The sequence below is a fragment of the Streptomyces sp. Wb2n-11 genome, from assembly GCF_001049855.1.
In the GTDB taxonomy this organism is placed as follows: domain Bacteria; phylum Actinomycetota; class Actinomycetes; order Streptomycetales; family Streptomycetaceae; genus Streptomyces; species Streptomyces altiplanensis.
In genome coordinates, this window is sequence record NZ_CVPB01000001.1 from 5,468,959 (window position 1) to 5,485,743 (window position 16,785).

Sequence of the window (16,785 nt, forward strand, 5' to 3'; positions counted from 1 at the left end):
AAGCTGGTTCAGGGCATCGGGAACGCACTCCGGCCCGCTCACGCGTCACCTTCCAGGTCGCCTTCGAGCTCCAGGTAGGTGGCGCGCAACCGGTCCAGGGTTTCCTGGTCCGGCTCCGCCCACAGTCCCCGTTCGGCGGCCTCCAGCAACCGCTCCGTGATGCCCCTGAGCGCCCACGGGTTGGACTTCTTCATGAAGTCCCGGTTCTCCGGGTCGAAGACGTACTCGCTCGACAACTTCTCGTACATCCAGTCGTCGACCACGCCCGCGGTCGCGTCGTACCCGAAGAGGTAGTCCACCGTGGCGGCCATCTCGAAGGCCCCCTTGTAGCCGTGCCTGCGCATGGCCGCCATCCAGCGGGGGTTGACCACGCGCGCCCGGAACACCCGGTGCGTCTCCTCGCCCAGCGTCCGGGTCTTCACCTGGTCGGGGGTCGCGCTGTCGCCCACGTACGCCTCGGGCGACTCACCCGTCAGGTGCCGCACCATGGCGACCATGCCGCCGTGGTACTGGAAGTAGTCGTCCGCGTCGACCAGGTCGTGCTCGCGCGTGTCGACGTTCTTCGCGGCCACCGCGATCCGCCGGAACGCCGTCTCCATGTCGCCGCGCGCGGCCTTCCCCTCCAGGCCGCGCCCGTACGCGTATCCGCCCCACACCGCGTACACCTCGGCCAGGTCCGCGTCCGAGCGCCAGTTCCGCGCGTCGATCAGCGGCAGCAGACCGGCCCCGTACGCCCCGGGCTTGGAGCCGAAGATGCGGGCCGTCGCGCGCCGCCGGTCGCCGTGCTCGGCGGTGTCCTCGTCGGCGTGCGCGCGTACGAAGTTGCGGTCGGAGGGCTCGTCCAGCTCGGCGACGGCCCGTACCGCGTCGTCGATGAGCCCCACCACGTGCGGGAACGCGTCGCGGAAGAAGCCGGAGATCCGCACCGTCACGTCGATGCGCGGCCGCCCCAGCTCGTCCAGCGGCACGATCTCGAAGCCGGTCACGCGCCGCGACGCGTCGTCCCACACCGGACGGCAGCCCAGCAGCGCCAGGATCTCCGCGATGTCGTCGCCCTGGGTGCGCATCGCCGACGTGCCCCAGACCGTCAGGCCCACCGACTTCGGGTAGTCGCCGGTGTCCGTCAGGTACCGCGCGACCAGCGAGTCGGCGAGCGCCTGCCCGACCTCCCACGACAGCCGCGACGGGATCGCCTTCGGGTCGACGGAGTAGAAGTTGCGCCCGGTCGGCAGCACGTTGACCAGACCGCGCGTCGGCGACCCGGAAGGCCCGGCCGGCACGTAACCGCCGTCCAGCGCGTGCAGGATGTTGCCGATCTCGTCCGTCGTACGGGCCAGCCTCGGCACGACCTCGTCGCACGCGAACCGCAGCACGGCCACCGCGTCCGGCAGTTCGGTGCCCAGCACCTCGGTCACCAGGCCGGCGACCTCCGCCGCGTCCCAGCGCCGGTCCTCCATGCCCTCCGCGAGCCGCCGGCACAGCTGCTCCAGCAGGTCGATCGCGTCGGCGCCGGTCCGGGCCGGACCGTCGACCAGCGCGGTCAGCCCGTCCGCCACCTTGACCGCCGCGCCCGGCTCGCCCAGCAGCTCCTTCTCGGCCAGCCCGAAGTGCTCGGCCAGGCAGGCGCGCAGCCCCGGCAGCGCGTTGGCCTTGCCGCCCCACACCTGCGAGGCGCGCAGCACGGCCAGCACCAGGTTGACCCGGGCCTCGGCCTCCGGGCCGCCGCCCAGCACGTGCAGGCCGTCGCGGATCTGCACGTCCTTGATCTCACACAGGTAGCCGTCGATGTGCATGACGAACTCGTCGAAGTCGTCGTCGTCCGGCTGCTCGTCGAGATGCAGGTCGTGGTGGAGCTGCGCCGCCGTCACCAGCGTCCAGATCTGCGCCCGTACGGCGGGGGCCTTCGCCGGGTCGAGGTCGCTCACCAGCGCGTACTCGTCCAGCAGCTGCTCCAGCTTCGCCAGGTCGCCGTACGTGTCCGCCCGCGCCATCGGCGGCACCAGGTGGTCCACGACGGTCGCGTGCCCGCGCCGCTTGGCCTGCGTGCCCTCGCCCGGGTCGTTCACGATGAACGGGTAGACCAGCGGCAGCTCACCCAGCACCGCGTCGGGCCCGCAGCCCGCCGACAGGCCGAGGCCCTTGCCCGGCAGCCACTCCATCGTGCCGTGCTTGCCCATGTGCACGATCGCGTCCGCGCCGAAGCTGTTCTCCAGCCAGCGGTACGCCGCCATGTAGTGGTGCGACGGCGGCATGTCCGGGTCGTGGTAGATCGCGATCGGGTTCTCGCCGAAGCCGCGCGGCGGCTGGATCATCACGACGACGTTGCCGAACTGGAGCGACGCGAGCACGATCTCGTCCCCGTCGACGTACAGCTGCCCGGGCGCCTCGCCCCAGTGCTCCAGCATCCCGTCGCGCAGTTCCGGCTCCAGCTTGTCGAACCACGCCCGGTAGTCCGCGAGGGGTACGCGCGCGGGCGCCGCCGCCAGCTGCTCCTCGGTCAGCCACTCCACGTCGTGGCCACCGGCGTTGATGAGCCGGTGGATCAGCTCGTCGCCGTTGTCCGGGTGGCCCTCGACGGCGTACCCCGCGTCGCGCAGCGCGTCGAGCACCCGGATCGCGGAGGCGGGCGTGTCGAGGCCCACCGCGTTGCCGACGCGCGAGTGCTTCGTCGGGTACGCCGTGAAGACGAGCGCGAGGCGCTTGTCCTTGTTCGGCTTGTGGGACAGCCTGGCGTGGCGTACGGCGATGCCGGCGACGCGCGCGGCGCGCTCGGGATCGGCGACGTACACGGGAACGTCCCCCTCGCCCTGCTCCTTGAAGGAGAAGGGCACGGTGACGAGCCGCCCGTCGAACTCCGGGATGGCCACCTGCATCGCCGCGTCCATCGGCGACAGCGCCGCGTCCGACGCCTCCCAGGCGGCGCGCGACGACGTAAGGCACAGCCCTTGCAGGACGGGCACGTCGAGGTCGGCGAGCGCGCCGATGTCCCACGCCTCGTCGTCACCGCCGGCCGAGGCGTCGCTCGCGCGCGTGCCGCCCGCCGCGAGGACCGTCGCGACCAGCGCGTCGGCCCTGCCGAGCTCCCGGTACAGCTCGGGGTCGGCGCTGCGCAGCGAACCGCAGTACACGGGGAGGGCGTTGGCGCCCTTCGCCTCGATCTGGTCGCACAGCACGTCGACGAAGGACGTGTTCCCGGACAGCTCGTGGGCGCGGTAGAAGAGCACACCGACCGTCGGGCGCCCCTCGTCGTACGCACGCGAGCCGTCGCCGTGGACACCCCACTCGGGCATCTTCTGCGGCTCGGCGAAGCCCACGCCCGTCAGCAGCACGGTGTCGGACAGGAACCTGGCCAGCTCGACGAGGTTCCCGGGCCCGCCCTCGACGAGGTAGCGCAGCGCCTCGGCGACGACACCCGCCGGTACGGACGACTCGGCCATCAGTTCCGCGTCGGGCACGGTCTCACCGCCCAGCAGGACGGTCGGTATCCCGGACGCCTTCAGGACGGCAAGCCCGTCCTCCCAGGCGCGCTTGCCGCCGAGCAGCCGCACGACGGCGACGGAGGCGCCCTCGATCAGCGCGGGCAGTTCGGTGGCCGCGTCGATACGGGTCGGGTTGCCGATGCGGTACGGGGCGCCGGAGGCACGGGCCGCCAGCAGGTCCGTATCGGCGGTGGACAACAACAGCACGGTGCTCTCGGCGTTCTCGGCGTTCTCGGTGTGTTCAGTGCTCATGCGGGCGCTCCAGGTGCGATGAAGGGAAGTCCTGAGGGCGCGCCCGACTCGATGAGCCGCATCAGCGCGTCCGTATCCGCGTGTTCTTCGATCAGGTCGCCGAGGCGGTCGAGCTGCTCCTCGCGCAGTGCCCCGAACGAGGTGTCCGGCGCCGGCACGAAGCGACGCCCCGCGGCAGCCGCGACCTCGCGCAGGAAGGCGCGCCGGAACGCGTCGCTCTCCAGCGAGCCGTGCCAGTGGGTGCCCCAGACCGCCCCCACCCGGCAGCCGTCCAAGAAGGGAGCACCGCCCCCTACTTCCGCGACCCCGTGGTGGATCTCGTACCCCTCCACGGGCTCGCCGAGAGCCGTCCCGACCGGCCGCGCCAGTGTCTTCCCGACGGCGAACCGCACCCGGACCGGCAGCAGCCCGAGCCCGTCCACCGTTCCGGCCTTCGACTCGACGTCGTCCTCGATGCGCTCGCCCAGCAGCTGGAAGCCGCCACAGATGCCCAGCACGGGACGGCCTTCCGCCGCCCGCCGCGCCAGCGCGCCGGCCAGCCCGCGCTCGCGCAGCCACTCCAGGGCCCTCACGGTCCCGCGCGTGCCCGGCACGATCACCAGGTCGGCGTCGACGAGCTCCTCCGCCCGGTCCACGAACCGGACGACGACCCCCGGTTCCGCGGCGAGTGCGTCGACATCCGTGAAGTTCGACATCAGCGGCACGGCGCACACGGCGACCCGCAGCACGTCCTCCCCGACCGGCGGCGCGACGACCGACTCCCGCACGGCTCCCCGCAACGAGACCCGCAGCCCGTCCTCCTCGTCGATACCGAGGCCGTGCGCGAAGGGCAGCACGCCGTACGTACGCCGCCCGGTCAGCCCCTCCAGCATGTCCAGCCCGGGTTCGAGCAGCGAGACGTCACCGCGGAACTTGTTGACCAGGTAGCCCGCCACCAGCTCCTGGTCCTCCCGGCCGAGCAGCGCGGTCGTACCGAAGAAGGAAGCGAAGACCCCGCCCCGGTCGATGTCGCCGACGACGACCACCGGGAAGCGGGCGGCTCGCGCGATGCCCATGTTCACGATGTCGGTACGCCGCAGATTGATCTCGGCCGGACTGCCCGCCCCCTCGCAGATCACGGCGTCATACGTGCCCCGCAACTCGCGCAGACAGTCCGTCACGGTGCCGAGCAGCGCTTCCCGGTGCCCCCCGTGCGGCACTTTCCCGGGGGCCACGGCGCCTGATTGCTGCCGCGCCGCGGGCCCGGGCCCCCCGAAGAACCCGCGCGCGCTCATCTCGCCCACCGGCTTGCCCAGCAGCACCACCTGACTGCTGCGGTCACTGCCGGGCTTGAGCAGCACGGGGTTCATGAGCGCCGTCGGCTCCACCCGCGCCGCCTGCGCCTGCATGGCCTGCGCCCGCCCGATCTCCGCGCCTTCGCGCGTCACGAACGAGTTCAGCGACATGTTCTGCGCCTTGAACGGCGCGACCTTCACACCCTTGCGTACGAGCCACCGGCAGATCCCGGCCGTCACGACGCTCTTGCCGGCGTCGGACGTGGTCCCCGCGACGAGCAGACCGCCCCCCAGTGAACCGCTCATGCGTGTCCCTTTCCTGTGCGTGTGCCACCGCGCGCGCCGCGTCGCAGCGCACCGAGCACCAGCCGCCCTCCGACGGCCGCCGCCAGTGCGAGCGCCCCGACACGGCGCGACAGCCGCGCCGCCCGCTCGATGTCCGGTACGCCGACGGGCCGCCCGGCGGCGTTGAGCACGGGCCGGTGTTCGACCCGGCCCGCGTACGAGAGCGTTCCGCCGAGCCGCACGCCGAGCGCGCCGGCGAAGGCGGCCTCCACGGGGCCCGCGTTGGGGCTCGGGTGCTTGGCCGCGTCCGTACGCCAGGCCCGCACCGCACCGCGCGGATCGCCGCCCGCCACGACCGCGAGGGCGGCCGTCAGCCGGGCGCCGGGCCAGCCGGCCACGTCGTCGAGGCGGGCCGAGGCCCAGCCGTAGCGCAGGTATCTGGCCGATCTGTGCCCCACCATGGCGTCGAGCGTGTTGACGGCGCGGAAGGCCACGAGCCCCGGCACCCCGCCCAGGGCGCCCCACACCAGCGCGCCCACGACCGCGTCCGAGGTGTTCTCGGCGACGGACTCGACGACGGCGCGGGCGATCTGCTGTGCGTCCAGCGCCTGCGGGTCGCGCCCGCACAGGTGGGGGAGGCGTTCGCGGGCGACCTCGACGTCCCCGGCCTCCAGGGCGCTGCCCACGGCGCGCGCCTCGCGGCCCAGCGACGTACCTCCGACGACGGCCCAGGTGGCGGCGGCGGTCAGCGCGACGGCGGCGGCGGGGGAGCGGCGTACGGCACGGGAGGCCAGCACGGCGGCGCCCGCCGCGCCTCCGGCGCACACCAGGGTGTGCACCGCGCCCCACCCGCGGTGGTCACGCCACAGCAGGGACTCGACGGCACCCGCGGCCCGTCCGAACGCGGCGACCGGGTGCCCGCGGCGGGGATCACCGAGGACGAGGTCGCCGATCAGGCCGGCGGTGGCGCCGTACGCGAAGATGCGATCGGCACGCATGGCTCAGCAGGCCGATGCGCCTCGAAGCGCACGCGTCGTACGCACGGGAATGTCAGGACTGACAGGAACGACTGAACGGCAGCCGGGCATGGCGGTATGTCCTCACTCAGGGTCCGCGCCCTGGTTCGACGTGACCGGCGGTGAGAGTTCCTGGCTCCCGGGGACTTCTTCGTCTTCCCCGGTCACAGTGGCGGGACCGCGCCGGATTCGCACCGGACTTCCTCTCGTGCCGCCGTATTCGGCTCGGGCAGTCCACCACGCTCCGCGAACGTCGTCAACTTGCTGTTGACCTGCGACGGGGGAGTGTGCCGAGGCACACAGGAACCGCCCCGCCGATGGCCGGTAAAGGCCGGTGGCGGGGCGGTTCCGGGAGACTGCGGTCGTCGTGTCAGACGACGATCAGGTAGATCCCGTACGCCACGGCCGCCGCGCACAGCGCGAAGCAGGCGTAGGCGCCGGTGCGAACCATGACGGCGGAGCCGCCGCCCTGCGCGGAGGCGCTCTCCTGCTTGGAGAGGCCCACGATGCCGAGGGTGAACAGGCCCACCAGGGACACGGTGACCACGAGGCTCACGCCGAATACGGAGCCGAGAGCTGCCCAGTCGATGTTCATGCGATCTGTCCTCTGTCCTTACACCGGGGCCGGGCTGGCCGGCTCCGCGGAGCTGCCGGCCGGGGCCGGGATGGTCGTCTTGAGTTCCTCGGCGGCCAGGGAGGCGACGGCGCCGGCCGTGGGCGGCACGCTGACGGCGGCCATGGCCGTGGTGACCACACCGGCGGACTCGCCGGACTCGTCGTCGGTGACGTTGGTGTGGTCGACCGGCTTGCGGCGCGACAGGGCCCAGATGACGGCGGAGCCGCCGACGAGCAGGAAGGCCACCACGGCGATGCCCCAGGTGCCCTGCCCGGTGAGGAATTCGGCGCCCGCGGCGACCAGTCCCGCGGCCGGCAGCGTCAGACCCCAGGCGACGAACATCCGGGTGGCGGTGGACCAGCGGACCACGCCGCCCTTGCGGCCGAGGCCCGCGCCCATCACGGCACCGGAGCAGACCTGGGTGGTGGAGAGGGAGAAGCCGAGGTGCGAGGAGGCCAGGATGACGGTCGCGGCGCTGGTCTGGGCGGAGAAGCCCTGCGGCGGACGGAGGTCGGTGAGGCCCTTGCCCATGGTGCGGATGATGCGCCAGCCGCCCAGGTACGTACCGAGCGCGATGGCGACACCGGCGGAGACGATGACCCACATCGGGGGGTTCGAGCCGGGTGCGAGGACGTTGCCGGTGACCAGGGCGAGGGTGATGACACCCATGGTCTTCTGCGCGTCGTTGGTGCCGTGGGCGAGCGAGACGAGACCGGCGGAAGCGATCTGGCCGGCGCGGTAGCCCTTGGCCGTGGCCTTCTCGTCGGCCTTGCTGCCGAGCTTGTACGTCAGCTTGGTGGCCAGCAGCGCGGCGATGCCGGCGACGACCGGCGCGGCGATCGCGGGCAGCAGGACCTTGGTGACGACGACGTCGCCGTTGACGCCGGAGGCGCCGACCGACATCAGGGTGGCGCCGATGAGGCCGCCGAAGAGTGCGTGGGAGGAACTGGACGGCAGGCCGATCAGCCAGGTCAGCAGGTTCCAGAGGATCGCGCCGACCAGCGCCGCGAAGATCACTTCGGTGGTGATGCCGCTCTCGTTGACGAGCCCCCCGGAGATCGTCTTGGCGACCTCCACGGACAGGAACGCGCCGACGAGGTTCAGCACGGCGGACATGGCCACCGCCGTCTTGGGCTTGAGAGCGCCAGTCGAGATGGTGGTCGCCATCGCGTTGGCAGTGTCGTGGAAACCGTTCGTGAAGTCGAACACGAGAGCGGTGACGATCACGATCCCGAGGAGAAGCGTGATGTGTTCCATTTACCCAGGCAATCGTTTGAGGTCAGTGGCACGTGGACCGTAGGCAACCTGGGTGAACGGAAGGTGAACTGGGGCGGGCGGTGTGGTGACCCGGAACACATCGCGGCCATTCCGGTTGTGCCGGAACGGCGGAGGCCGGCGGTGACCGGCCGCAAGCGGGGGCCTCCAGCCCCTCGCGAGCCCCTTGAACCCGGCCCGGGAGCCGCCGAAGAGATCCTGGTCACTCGGCAGGCTCCCCTCCGGCTCTCCTGGCTCTCCCGGCCCTCCGGCCCGGCTGGCAGGATCTCCGCATGGCTGAGCAGCGGCAGGACGCGCGCGACGCGCGGGACGCGATCGAACGGGCATGGGACGACCTGGTGGCCACGGCCCGCAGGACAGTGCGGGAAGGGCTGGTGGTCGGCACCTCCGGAAATGTCTCCGTACGGGTCGGGGAGCTGGTCCTCGTCACCCCGAGCGGAGTCCCGTACGACCGGCTGCGGCCGGAGGACGCCGTCGTCGTCGACCTCGGCGGGAACCAGGTCCTCGGCGGCCTCGTCCCGACCAGCGAGCTCCCGATGCACCTCGCGGTCTACCGCACCACCACCGCCGGAGCCGTGGTCCACACCCATGCCGTGCACGCCACGGCCGTCTCCACCCTCGTCGCCGAGCTGCCCCTCGTGCACTACATGGCCGCGGCCCTCGGCGGCCCCGTCCGCACCGCCCCGTACGCCACGTACGGATCGCCGGAGCTGGCCGAGAACATGCTCGAAGCCCTGCGCGGCCGCTCCGGCTGCCTGCTGCGCAACCACGGCACCGTGACCTACGGGGACACCCTCGACCAGGCGTACGACCGCACCGCGCAGCTGGAGTGGATGTGCAGGCTCTGGCTCACCGCGAGCTCGGTGCCGGGGCGCGAACCGTCCCTGCTCTCCGCCGGACAGCTGCGCGAAGTACAGGAGAAGCTGAGCGGCTACGGCCAGCCCGGCTGACCCGACACGCGGCCGTCCGGCCCCGCCCACTGGCCCCGGGTCCCTCCTGTGCGGACACTGGAGCAGTGCGCCCGGCTACAGCGACGGCAGCGGCCGTCACCACACTCCTCGGCGTCGGCGCGGCAGCGGTCGCGGTCGGCCGCTACGCCGGCGACGCCGCACTCAAGGCGTCGCCCGGCAGGCCGCTGCCCCGCGACCCCCGCCTCACCGTGCACGCCACCGCGGCGGGACGGATCACCCTGACCCGCTGCCTGGCGTCGCTGCGCCCCGGCACGTACGGCATCGAGGGGCTCGGCGTCCACGCCGTCGTCGGCCCCGTCCTCGACGACGCGCCGCACACCGCGGACACCGTCGTACGCCGCCTGGAACGCGTCAGCCACGGCACGCTCGGCCCGGGCACCAGGGTGCGGCTCACCCCGCAGGTGTACGTCGGCGATCCGCGCACCGCACTCGGCCTCGACCACACCGACGTGGACGTCCCCGGCGAACTCGGCGCACTGCCCGCCTGGTTCCTGCCGGGCACCCGCGACACCTGGGTGATCACCGTGCACGGCCTCGGCACCACCCGCGCGCACCCCATGAACATCCTGCCCTTCCTGCTGGGCCAGCAGCTTCCCGTCCTCGACCTCGCCTACCGGGGCGACGCCGGTGCCCCCAGGCCGCCGGGCGGTCTCGGCCACCTCGGCGACTCCGAATGGCGCGACGTGGACTCCGCGATCCGCTACGCCGTCCGGCGCGGCGCGGAGCGCGTCATCCTGCACGGCTGGTCCACCGGCGCGGCCATGGCCGCGCACGCCGCGGTGCGCTCCCCGCTCCGAGACCGCGTCAGCGGCGTCGTACTCGACTCCCCGGTCCTCGACTGGAAGGCCACGGTGCGGGCCCTGGCGGCCGCCCGGCACACGCCGGGCGTGCTCCTTCCGCTCGCCGTCAGGGCCGTGCAGGGCAGCACGGGACTGCGCGGCGACCGCCTGCGCGAGGCGACCGGCCCCGGAGGGCTGCGCGTGCCCACACTGATCATCCACGGTCCGGACGACGCCGTGGCCCCGTGGCACTCCTCGCGGGAGCTCGCGCGGCTCCTCCCCGACCTGGCGGTGCTCCACACCGTCCCGCGCGCGCCCCACGCGGCCATGTGGAACGCCGATCCGGCCACCTACGAAGAGACCCTGCGCCGCTTCCTGACCCCTTTGATGTAGTACCTGCCCGTACGCGGCGAGGCCGAGGACCGTCGCGGCGGGAAGAGCGGGCGGGGGAAATGTTCCGGCCGGTCGGCGCCCGTGAACGCGCCTGTGAACAGGCCCATGAGCGGCGAGTTCGATTCCGTTTGGGCTTTCGGGGCGTCAGCGGCGAGACTGCTCCCCGTGACGTCCCGTACACCGCGCGACTCCAGGCTCCGACTTGTCCGCCCGCGACCCCTCGCCGCTGCCCTCCCCCTGGCTTCCCAGGGTGGATCCCAGGCCGTGACGAACCGGCGTACCCGCCCGGCCCCGAGGCCCCCCGAGGGCACCCCGCCCCCCGCGGAACTGGCCCGTCAGGCCAGGGCCGTGCTCGCCGACGCCGTACGGGTCGCACGCTGGGCCTCTCCGTCGCCGCGCGGCGGAAAGTCCCACATCGGGCCCGGCCGGGACGGTGCCCTCTCCGCCGCGGCCGCCCGACAGGCCGCGTCCGAGCTGGGACTGACGCCGGCGCAGGTCCGCGCGGGCTGGGACAGGGCCAGGCTCGCCGGTCTGATCGAACTGCACGGCGACCGCGCCCGCCCGGGCTGGCGGCTGCGCGCCTGGGACCGCGACGACGCGGCCGTCCTGCGCGGCTGGGTCGCGCTCTTCGACGCCTGGTCGATCGTCCACCCCGCCCCGGAGGGCATCACCGGCACGTCCGTCGCCGAGGTCGTGGAAGCCCTCCCCCAGGTGCTCTCCCTCCTCCAGCTCTCGGCCGGCCCCGTTCAGGTGCCGGCGCTGCTCGACCTGCTCGAACAGCGTGTCGTCGAGCTCCGAGAAGAGCGCTGCGAGGTCCCCTACGACTCCCAGCCGCTCCCCGCTCCCGCGGCCCCGGGCGCACCTCTCTCCCTCCTCCTCGACTGGGCCCTGGAGGGCCAGGCGGCCGTCGGCGCCCTGACCCTGGGCCCCGGGCTCGCCACCCTCACCGCGCTCGGCAACTGGGCGGTGTGGGTCAAGCTGGAGCAGATCTGCGTCGCGGCCCAGAGCCCCGCCGGGAACATCGAGCAGTCCGCCGAGGACATGCTGCGCGGCTGCGCACGCCTGACCCCGGGCCCCGCCCGCGCCGAGTACCGCGCCTGGCTCGCCGCCCGTACCGTCTCCAGCGCCGTCACCGAGCTCCTCGAAGCCGCCCGCGGCGAGGACGCGCTGCTGCGCGGACTCGCCTTCGACGCGCTGCGGGTGGTCGGTGCCCCGGCGGAGTCCGGCGTGCGGGCCGCGGCCGACGACGGTTCGCTGCGCCCCTACGCCCTGCTGTGGCTGGCGGAGTACGAGGGCGCCGACCCCGAGGACGTCCACGAGATTCTCACCCGCGAGGAGTCCACCTGGCTCTGGGTGGACACCGCCGCGGCCGTCGCCGACCACGGCGACGTCGAGCTGCTGGTGCGCCATCTCGACGCCGCCGTGCAGTCGACCGTGCCGGCCCTGCTCGACGAGGTCCGCGCCGTCGGCCACCCGCGGACCGTCCAGGTCCTGGTGGCCCTGGCCGCGGCCCACCCGGACCCGGCCCTCGCCAAGGCCATGCGCCGGGCGGCCTTCCAGGTGCACACGGGCGGGGTGTAGCGGGCGGAGCGAAACGGCCGGGGCGTGCCCCCGGGCCTCCGTCGCCCCGGCCGTCGGACGGCGGGAGGGCACGGAGGCCCGGGAGGGCCCGGTCGCGGGACGCAACCCGTGTCCGAAAAGTAGTTGCGCACGACCGTTAGACTGGGTCTATGGCAACTCTCCTTGTGCATTAGACGGCGTCGAAGAAATCCCTCCGCCCGTCCCTTCCGCCGTCCATACCGCCCTGGAGTTTTTCCCTTGATCACCGCCTCCGGCATCGAGCTGCGCGCCGGCGCCCGCCTGCTCATCGAGTCCGCTTCCTTCCGCATCGCCAAGGGCGACCGCATCGGCCTCGTCGGCCGCAACGGCGCGGGCAAGACCACCCTCACCAAGTGCCTCGCGGGTGAGGGCACCCCCGCCGGGGGCACCATCACCCGCTCCGGCGAGGTCGGCTACCTCCCGCAGGACCCCCGCACCGGCGACCTCGACGTCCTCGCCCGCGACCGCATCCTGTCCGCCCGCGACCTCGACTCGGTCCTGCGCAAGATGCGCGAGAACGAGGAGCGCATGTCGAACGGGCAGGGCGCCACCCGCGAAAAGGCGATGAAGAAGTACGAGCGCCTGGAGACGGAGTTCCTCACCAAGGGCGGGTACGCCGCCGAGGCCGAGGCCGCCACCATCGCCGCCGCGCTCGGCCTGCCCGACCGCGTGCTCGGCCAGCCCCTCCACACGCTCTCCGGCGGTCAGCGCCGCCGTGTCGAGCTGGCCCGCATCCTCTTCTCGGACGCCGACATCCTGCTCCTCGACGAGCCGACGAACCACCTCGACGCCGACTCGATCGCCTGGCTCCGGGACTACCTCAAGACGTACCGCGGCGGCTTCATCGTGATCTCCCACGACGTCGAGCTGGTCGAGACGGTCGTCAACAAGGTCTTCTACCTGGACGCCAACCGCTCGCAGATCGACGTCTACAACATGGGCTGGAAGCTGTACCAGCAGCAGCGCGAGGCCGACGAGAAGCGCCGCAAGCGCGAGCGCCAGAACGCCGAGAAGAAGGCCTCCGCCCTCAACTCGCAGGCCGACAAGATGCGCGCCAAGGCCACCAAGACCGTCGCCGCGCAGAACATGGCCAAGCGCGCCGAGCGCCTGCTCTCCGGCCTCGAAGCGGTACGCGTTTCCGACAAGGTCGCCAAGCTGCGGTTCCCGGACCCCGCGCCCTGCGGCAAGACCCCGCTGATGGCGGAGGGCCTGTCCAAGTCGTACGGCTCGCTGGAGATCTTCACCGACGTCAACCTGGCCATCGACAAGGGCTCGCGGGTCGTCATCCTCGGCCTCAACGGCGCGGGCAAGACGACGCTGCTGCGCCTGCTCGGCGGCGCGGAGAAGCCCGACACCGGCGAGGTCATCCCCGGCCACGGCCTCAAGCTCGGCTACTACGCCCAGGAGCACGAGACCCTCGACCCGGAGCGCTCCGTCCTGGAGAACATGCGCTCGGCGGCGCCCGACCTCGACCTCGTCTCGGTCCGCAAGACGCTCGGCTCGTTCCTCTTCACCGGCGACGACGTCGACAAGCCGGCCGGGGTCCTCTCCGGCGGCGAGAAGACCCGTCTCGCGCTGGCGACCCTCGTCGTCTCGTCCGCCAACGTCCTGCTCCTCGACGAGCCGACGAACAACCTCGACCCGGCCAGCCGCGAGGAGATCCTCGGCGCCCTGCGCACCTACAAGGGCGCCGTCATCCTCGTCACCCACGACGAGGGCGCGGTCGACGCGCTGGAGCCGGAGCGGATCATCCTGCTGCCGGACGGCGTGGAGGACCTGTGGGGCCCCGACTACAAGGACCTCGTCGCCCTGGCCTGATCCACTCGGGCTGGATCATTCGGCTTACGGGTGATCCTTCATCTGAGTGAGTGGCTCTCGTGCCGTGGCGTGTCATGCACCGGATTGCGGCCCGTCCCCCGTGGGGCGGGCCCTTTGCGTTCCGCTGATCGTTTACCCGCGCTGACCTGCCCGTTCCCTCCGTCCCCCGTCCGGCCGTACGGCGAGAAGCCATCGGAATTCTCTATTCCACTTGTGGCGTGCGGTTCCTTCCCGGCAAACCTTGTTGTACAGACCTTGCCGAATGGGTGGCCAGGAAGCCCGGAAGGGGTGATCATGAGAGTTCAGAGCGCACTTCCTTGAGGAGGCACGGGTGGCCGAGACTCTGAAGAAGGGCAGCCGGGTAACCGGCGCCGCGCGCGACAAGCTCGCGGCAGACCTGAAGAAGAAGTACGACTCCGGTGCGAGCATCCGGGCGTTGGCCGAAGAGACCGGCCGCTCCTACGGATTCGTACACCGGATGCTCAGCGAGTCCGGAGTCACGCTGCGGGGACGCGGCGGGGCGACGCGAGGCAAGAAGGCCGCTTCGGCCTGACAGCCCCGGGCGGGCCCGGCTCACCGGTTCTTGGGCGGTGACCACCCGGTCGATCGCAGGATCGCCCGGGTGGTTACTGTGCAGTCACTTACTGACCGCACGACTGCCACCCGAACCGGAGGCGCCACATGGCTTCGCTCGACTCTGTGCTCGACAAGGACGGCGTACGACTCACCGTCGAGGACGCCGTTGCCACGGTGACCCTGACCAATGCGGCCAAGCGCAACGCCCAGTCTCCCGCTCTGTGGCGGGCGTTGACGGAAGCCGGACGGTCTCTGCCCGGCAACGTGCGGGTCGTGGTGCTGCGCGGCGAGGGCAAGTCCTTCTCCGCCGGCCTGGACCGGCAGGCGTTCAGCCCCGAGGGGTTCGACGGTGAGCCCTCCTTCCTCGACCTGGCGCGCGGCTCCGACGAAGACCTCGACGCGGTCATCGCCGAGTACCAGGAGGCGTTCACCTGGTGGCGGCGCAGCGACCTGGTGACCGTCGCCGCCGTACAGGGACATGCCATCGGTGCCGGTTTCCAGCTCGCCCTCGCCTGCGACCTGCGGGTCGTCGCCGAGGACGTGCAGTTCGCCATGCGCGAGACCAGCCTCGGCCTCGTCCCCGACCTCACCGGTACGCACCCGCTGCACGGCCTCGTCGGCTATGCCCGCGCCCTGGAGATCTGCGCCACCGGACGCTTCGTCCACGCGGCGGAGGCCGAGCGCATCGGTCTCGCCAATCTGGTGGTGCCGGGCGACGAACTCGACGGCGCCGTACGGGACTTGGCGAGCGCGCTGCTGGCCGCGCCGCGCGACGCCGTGATCGAGACCAAGGCACTGCTCCAGGGCGCGGCCTCGCGCACGTACGAGGAACAGCGCGTCGCGGAGCGCGCCGCCCAGGCCCGCAGGCTCCGCGACCTCGCGGGAATCGGCGACTGAGTCACTCCACGCCGGTCACCAGGACGGCCACGGTGGGCCGGCTGCCCCGGACCGTCGCGACCGCCTCGCGGACCGCCTTGCGCACGGCCAGGGCGACCGCCAGCGCGCGGCGGTCCGCCACCACCACCAGCTCCACGCGTACGTGGCCGTCGGCGAGGTGGACCGGGGGGCCGAGGACGCGGGTCAAGCGCACCACGCCGGGGACGGCCGCGGCGGCCTCCGCGGCCGCCCGGCTCGCGGCCTCCTCCTCCGGGCGGGGCGAGCCGTCACCGTGCGCCCCGCCGCGTTCCCCGCCTTCGCCGCTCGCCTCGTCCTCGTCGTTTCCCTCGTCCGGGGGAGCGGTGGCGACGGGTTCCTGCCCCTCCTCCACCAGCTCCGTCACCCGCAGGTCCACCGCGGTGACCATGAGTCCCAGCCGGGCCGACGCCGCCTCCCGCAGCGCGATGCGCAGCCGCTCCGCCCGCTGCGGCAGCGGCTCGCCCCCGGCCGTGGCCGTGAAGTCCGCCTCGATGCGCAGCGGCCCGGGCGGCAGCGCGCTCGGGGGCGGTGAAACGGCGGGCTCGGCGGCCGTGTCCGGGTCCGCGAGCGCGATCCGCAGAGCCCCCAGACCGACGCCGGCGACCCCCGCCGCCGCCCGCCGCAGAACCGGGCCGGCCGCCTTCTCCGCCAGCCATGCGCCGTCCGCCGCTTCGCCCAGAGGCAGCAGTCTGCCCAGGTCGAGTCGTTGTCGTACTGCCCGCGTCCATCCGTCAGGTGCCATTGCCCCAGCCTGCCGCATCCCCGGCGCGAGATCGGGCAACCGCACCTAATGTGTGCAGTAGGGCCCAGTACCGCCCGGAAGGGGACGAACGGCCATGAGTGGCACCGCGCAGAGCGACCGGCCCGACAACCCCGGCAAGGACGGGCCCGGCTACGAGGGGAACAGGCCCTCGATGACCGAGCGGGGTGGCGGTGACCCGTCCGGCCGGGGGCGCACCACCATCGCCGACGGTGTGGTCGAGAAGATCGCCGGCCTCGCGGCCCGCGACGTACTGGGCGTGCACGCCATGGGCAGCGGTCTCTCCCGCACGTTCGGGGCCGTCCGCGACCGGGTGCCCGGCGGAACCAAGTCCGTCACCCGGGGTGTGAAGGCCGAGGTCGGCGAGGTGCAGACGGCTCTCGACCTGGAGATCGTCGTCGAGTACGGCGTATCGATCACCGATGTCGCCCGCACTGTCCGCCAGAACGTCGTGTCGTCCGTGGAGCGCATGACAGGGCTTGAAGTCGTTGAGGTCAATATCGCGGTCAGTGATGTGAAGCTGCCCGACGAGGCAGAGGACGAGCCGGAGTCACGTCTTCAGTAGAGGGAGCGCAGGATGAACATGGCGGTAGTCGGCCTTGCGGCCGGCATGGCGCTCGGGTTCGCCGGATATTTCGGCGGTTTCGGAGCATTTCTCCTGGTGGCGGCGTTGGGCGCGATCGGCTTCGTAGTGGGCCGGTTCGCCGACGGCGATCTTGAACCGGGCGATCTCTTCCGCGTGCGTGAACGCGGCGACCGGCCGAGGTGACCCCCGCG

14 protein-coding genes and 1 riboswitch are annotated in these 16,785 nt (G+C 72.5%); of the genes, 8 read left to right on the forward strand and 6 right to left on the reverse strand.

The features are described from left to right. Positions 1-38: 38 nt before the first annotated feature. The 5 genes from cobN to BN1555_RS24895 form a co-directional block, all read right to left on the reverse strand. The gene (gene cobN / locus BN1555_RS24875) at positions 39-3,731 is read right to left on the reverse strand and encodes a cobaltochelatase subunit CobN (protein ID WP_093801458.1); all 3,693 of its coding nucleotides are present in this window, start codon (positions 3,729-3,731) and stop codon (positions 39-41) included. Continuing rightward, positions 3,728-5,299: a cobyric acid synthase gene (locus BN1555_RS24880; protein ID WP_093803623.1), complete on the reverse strand. Its 1,572-nt coding sequence runs from the start codon at positions 5,297-5,299 to the stop codon at positions 3,728-3,730. Before BN1555_RS24880 ends, cobN begins: the two co-directional genes overlap by 4 nt. Positions 5,300-5,307: 8 nt before the next feature. Then, a complete protein-coding gene (locus BN1555_RS24885; RefSeq protein WP_093801459.1) occupies positions 5,308-6,288 on the reverse strand; it encodes a cobalamin biosynthesis protein in 981 nt (326 codons plus the stop codon). A 123-nt stretch (positions 6,289-6,411) separates the two neighbouring features. After that, positions 6,412-6,561, reverse strand: a riboswitch (cobalamin riboswitch). A gap of 115 nt (positions 6,562-6,676) precedes the next feature. Beyond that, positions 6,677-6,901, reverse strand: a complete 225-nt coding sequence (locus BN1555_RS24890; protein ID WP_093801460.1) for a hypothetical protein — start codon at positions 6,899-6,901, stop codon at positions 6,677-6,679. 18 nt (positions 6,902-6,919) lie between these two features. Further along, positions 6,920-8,179, reverse strand: coding sequence for an inorganic phosphate transporter (locus BN1555_RS24895; RefSeq protein WP_093801461.1), 1,260 nt, complete (start codon positions 8,177-8,179; stop codon positions 6,920-6,922). A gap of 290 nt (positions 8,180-8,469) precedes the next feature. Between BN1555_RS24895 and BN1555_RS24900 the strand changes: the two genes are divergently transcribed. The 6 genes from BN1555_RS24900 (at position 8,470) to BN1555_RS24925 (ending at position 15,230) form a co-directional block, all read left to right on the forward strand. Continuing rightward, positions 8,470-9,147, forward strand: coding sequence for a class II aldolase/adducin family protein (locus tag BN1555_RS24900; protein ID WP_093801462.1), 678 nt, complete (start codon positions 8,470-8,472; stop codon positions 9,145-9,147). Between the two features lie 65 nt (positions 9,148-9,212). After that, positions 9,213-10,340, forward strand: coding sequence for an alpha/beta hydrolase family protein (locus tag BN1555_RS24905; RefSeq protein WP_093801463.1), 1,128 nt, complete (start codon positions 9,213-9,215; stop codon positions 10,338-10,340). Between the two features lie 264 nt (positions 10,341-10,604). Beyond that, positions 10,605-11,921 (forward strand): hypothetical protein, encoded by a 1,317-nt coding sequence (locus tag BN1555_RS24910; RefSeq protein ID WP_093801464.1) that lies wholly within the window; start codon positions 10,605-10,607, stop codon positions 11,919-11,921. 237 nt (positions 11,922-12,158) lie between these two features. Further along, entirely contained in the window at positions 12,159-13,757 is a 1,599-nt protein-coding gene (locus tag BN1555_RS24915) for an ABC-F family ATP-binding cassette domain-containing protein (RefSeq protein ID WP_093801465.1), read from the forward strand. A 331-nt stretch (positions 13,758-14,088) separates the two neighbouring features. Further along, positions 14,089-14,310, forward strand: a complete 222-nt coding sequence (locus tag BN1555_RS24920; RefSeq protein ID WP_006123601.1) for a helix-turn-helix domain-containing protein — start codon at positions 14,089-14,091, stop codon at positions 14,308-14,310. 128 nt (positions 14,311-14,438) lie between these two features. Then, a complete protein-coding gene (locus BN1555_RS24925) occupies positions 14,439-15,230 on the forward strand; it encodes an enoyl-CoA hydratase/isomerase family protein (protein WP_093801466.1) in 792 nt (263 codons plus the stop codon). A 1-nt stretch (position 15,231) separates the two neighbouring features. On the opposite strand, the gene BN1555_RS24930 is transcribed toward BN1555_RS24925, so the two are convergent. After that, positions 15,232-15,990 (reverse strand): hypothetical protein, encoded by a 759-nt coding sequence (locus BN1555_RS24930; RefSeq protein WP_176710125.1) that lies wholly within the window; start codon positions 15,988-15,990, stop codon positions 15,232-15,234. 94 nt (positions 15,991-16,084) lie between these two features. Here BN1555_RS24930 and BN1555_RS24935 point away from each other — a divergent pair, with 94 nt between their 5' ends. Both BN1555_RS24935 and BN1555_RS24940 read left to right on the forward strand, forming a co-directional pair. Continuing rightward, positions 16,085-16,573, forward strand: a complete 489-nt coding sequence (locus BN1555_RS24935) for an Asp23/Gls24 family envelope stress response protein (RefSeq protein WP_093801468.1) — start codon at positions 16,085-16,087, stop codon at positions 16,571-16,573. A gap of 12 nt (positions 16,574-16,585) precedes the next feature. After that, the gene (locus BN1555_RS24940) at positions 16,586-16,777 is read left to right on the forward strand and encodes a hypothetical protein (RefSeq protein ID WP_093801469.1); all 192 of its coding nucleotides are present in this window, start codon (positions 16,586-16,588) and stop codon (positions 16,775-16,777) included. Positions 16,778-16,785: the final 8 nt, after the last annotated feature.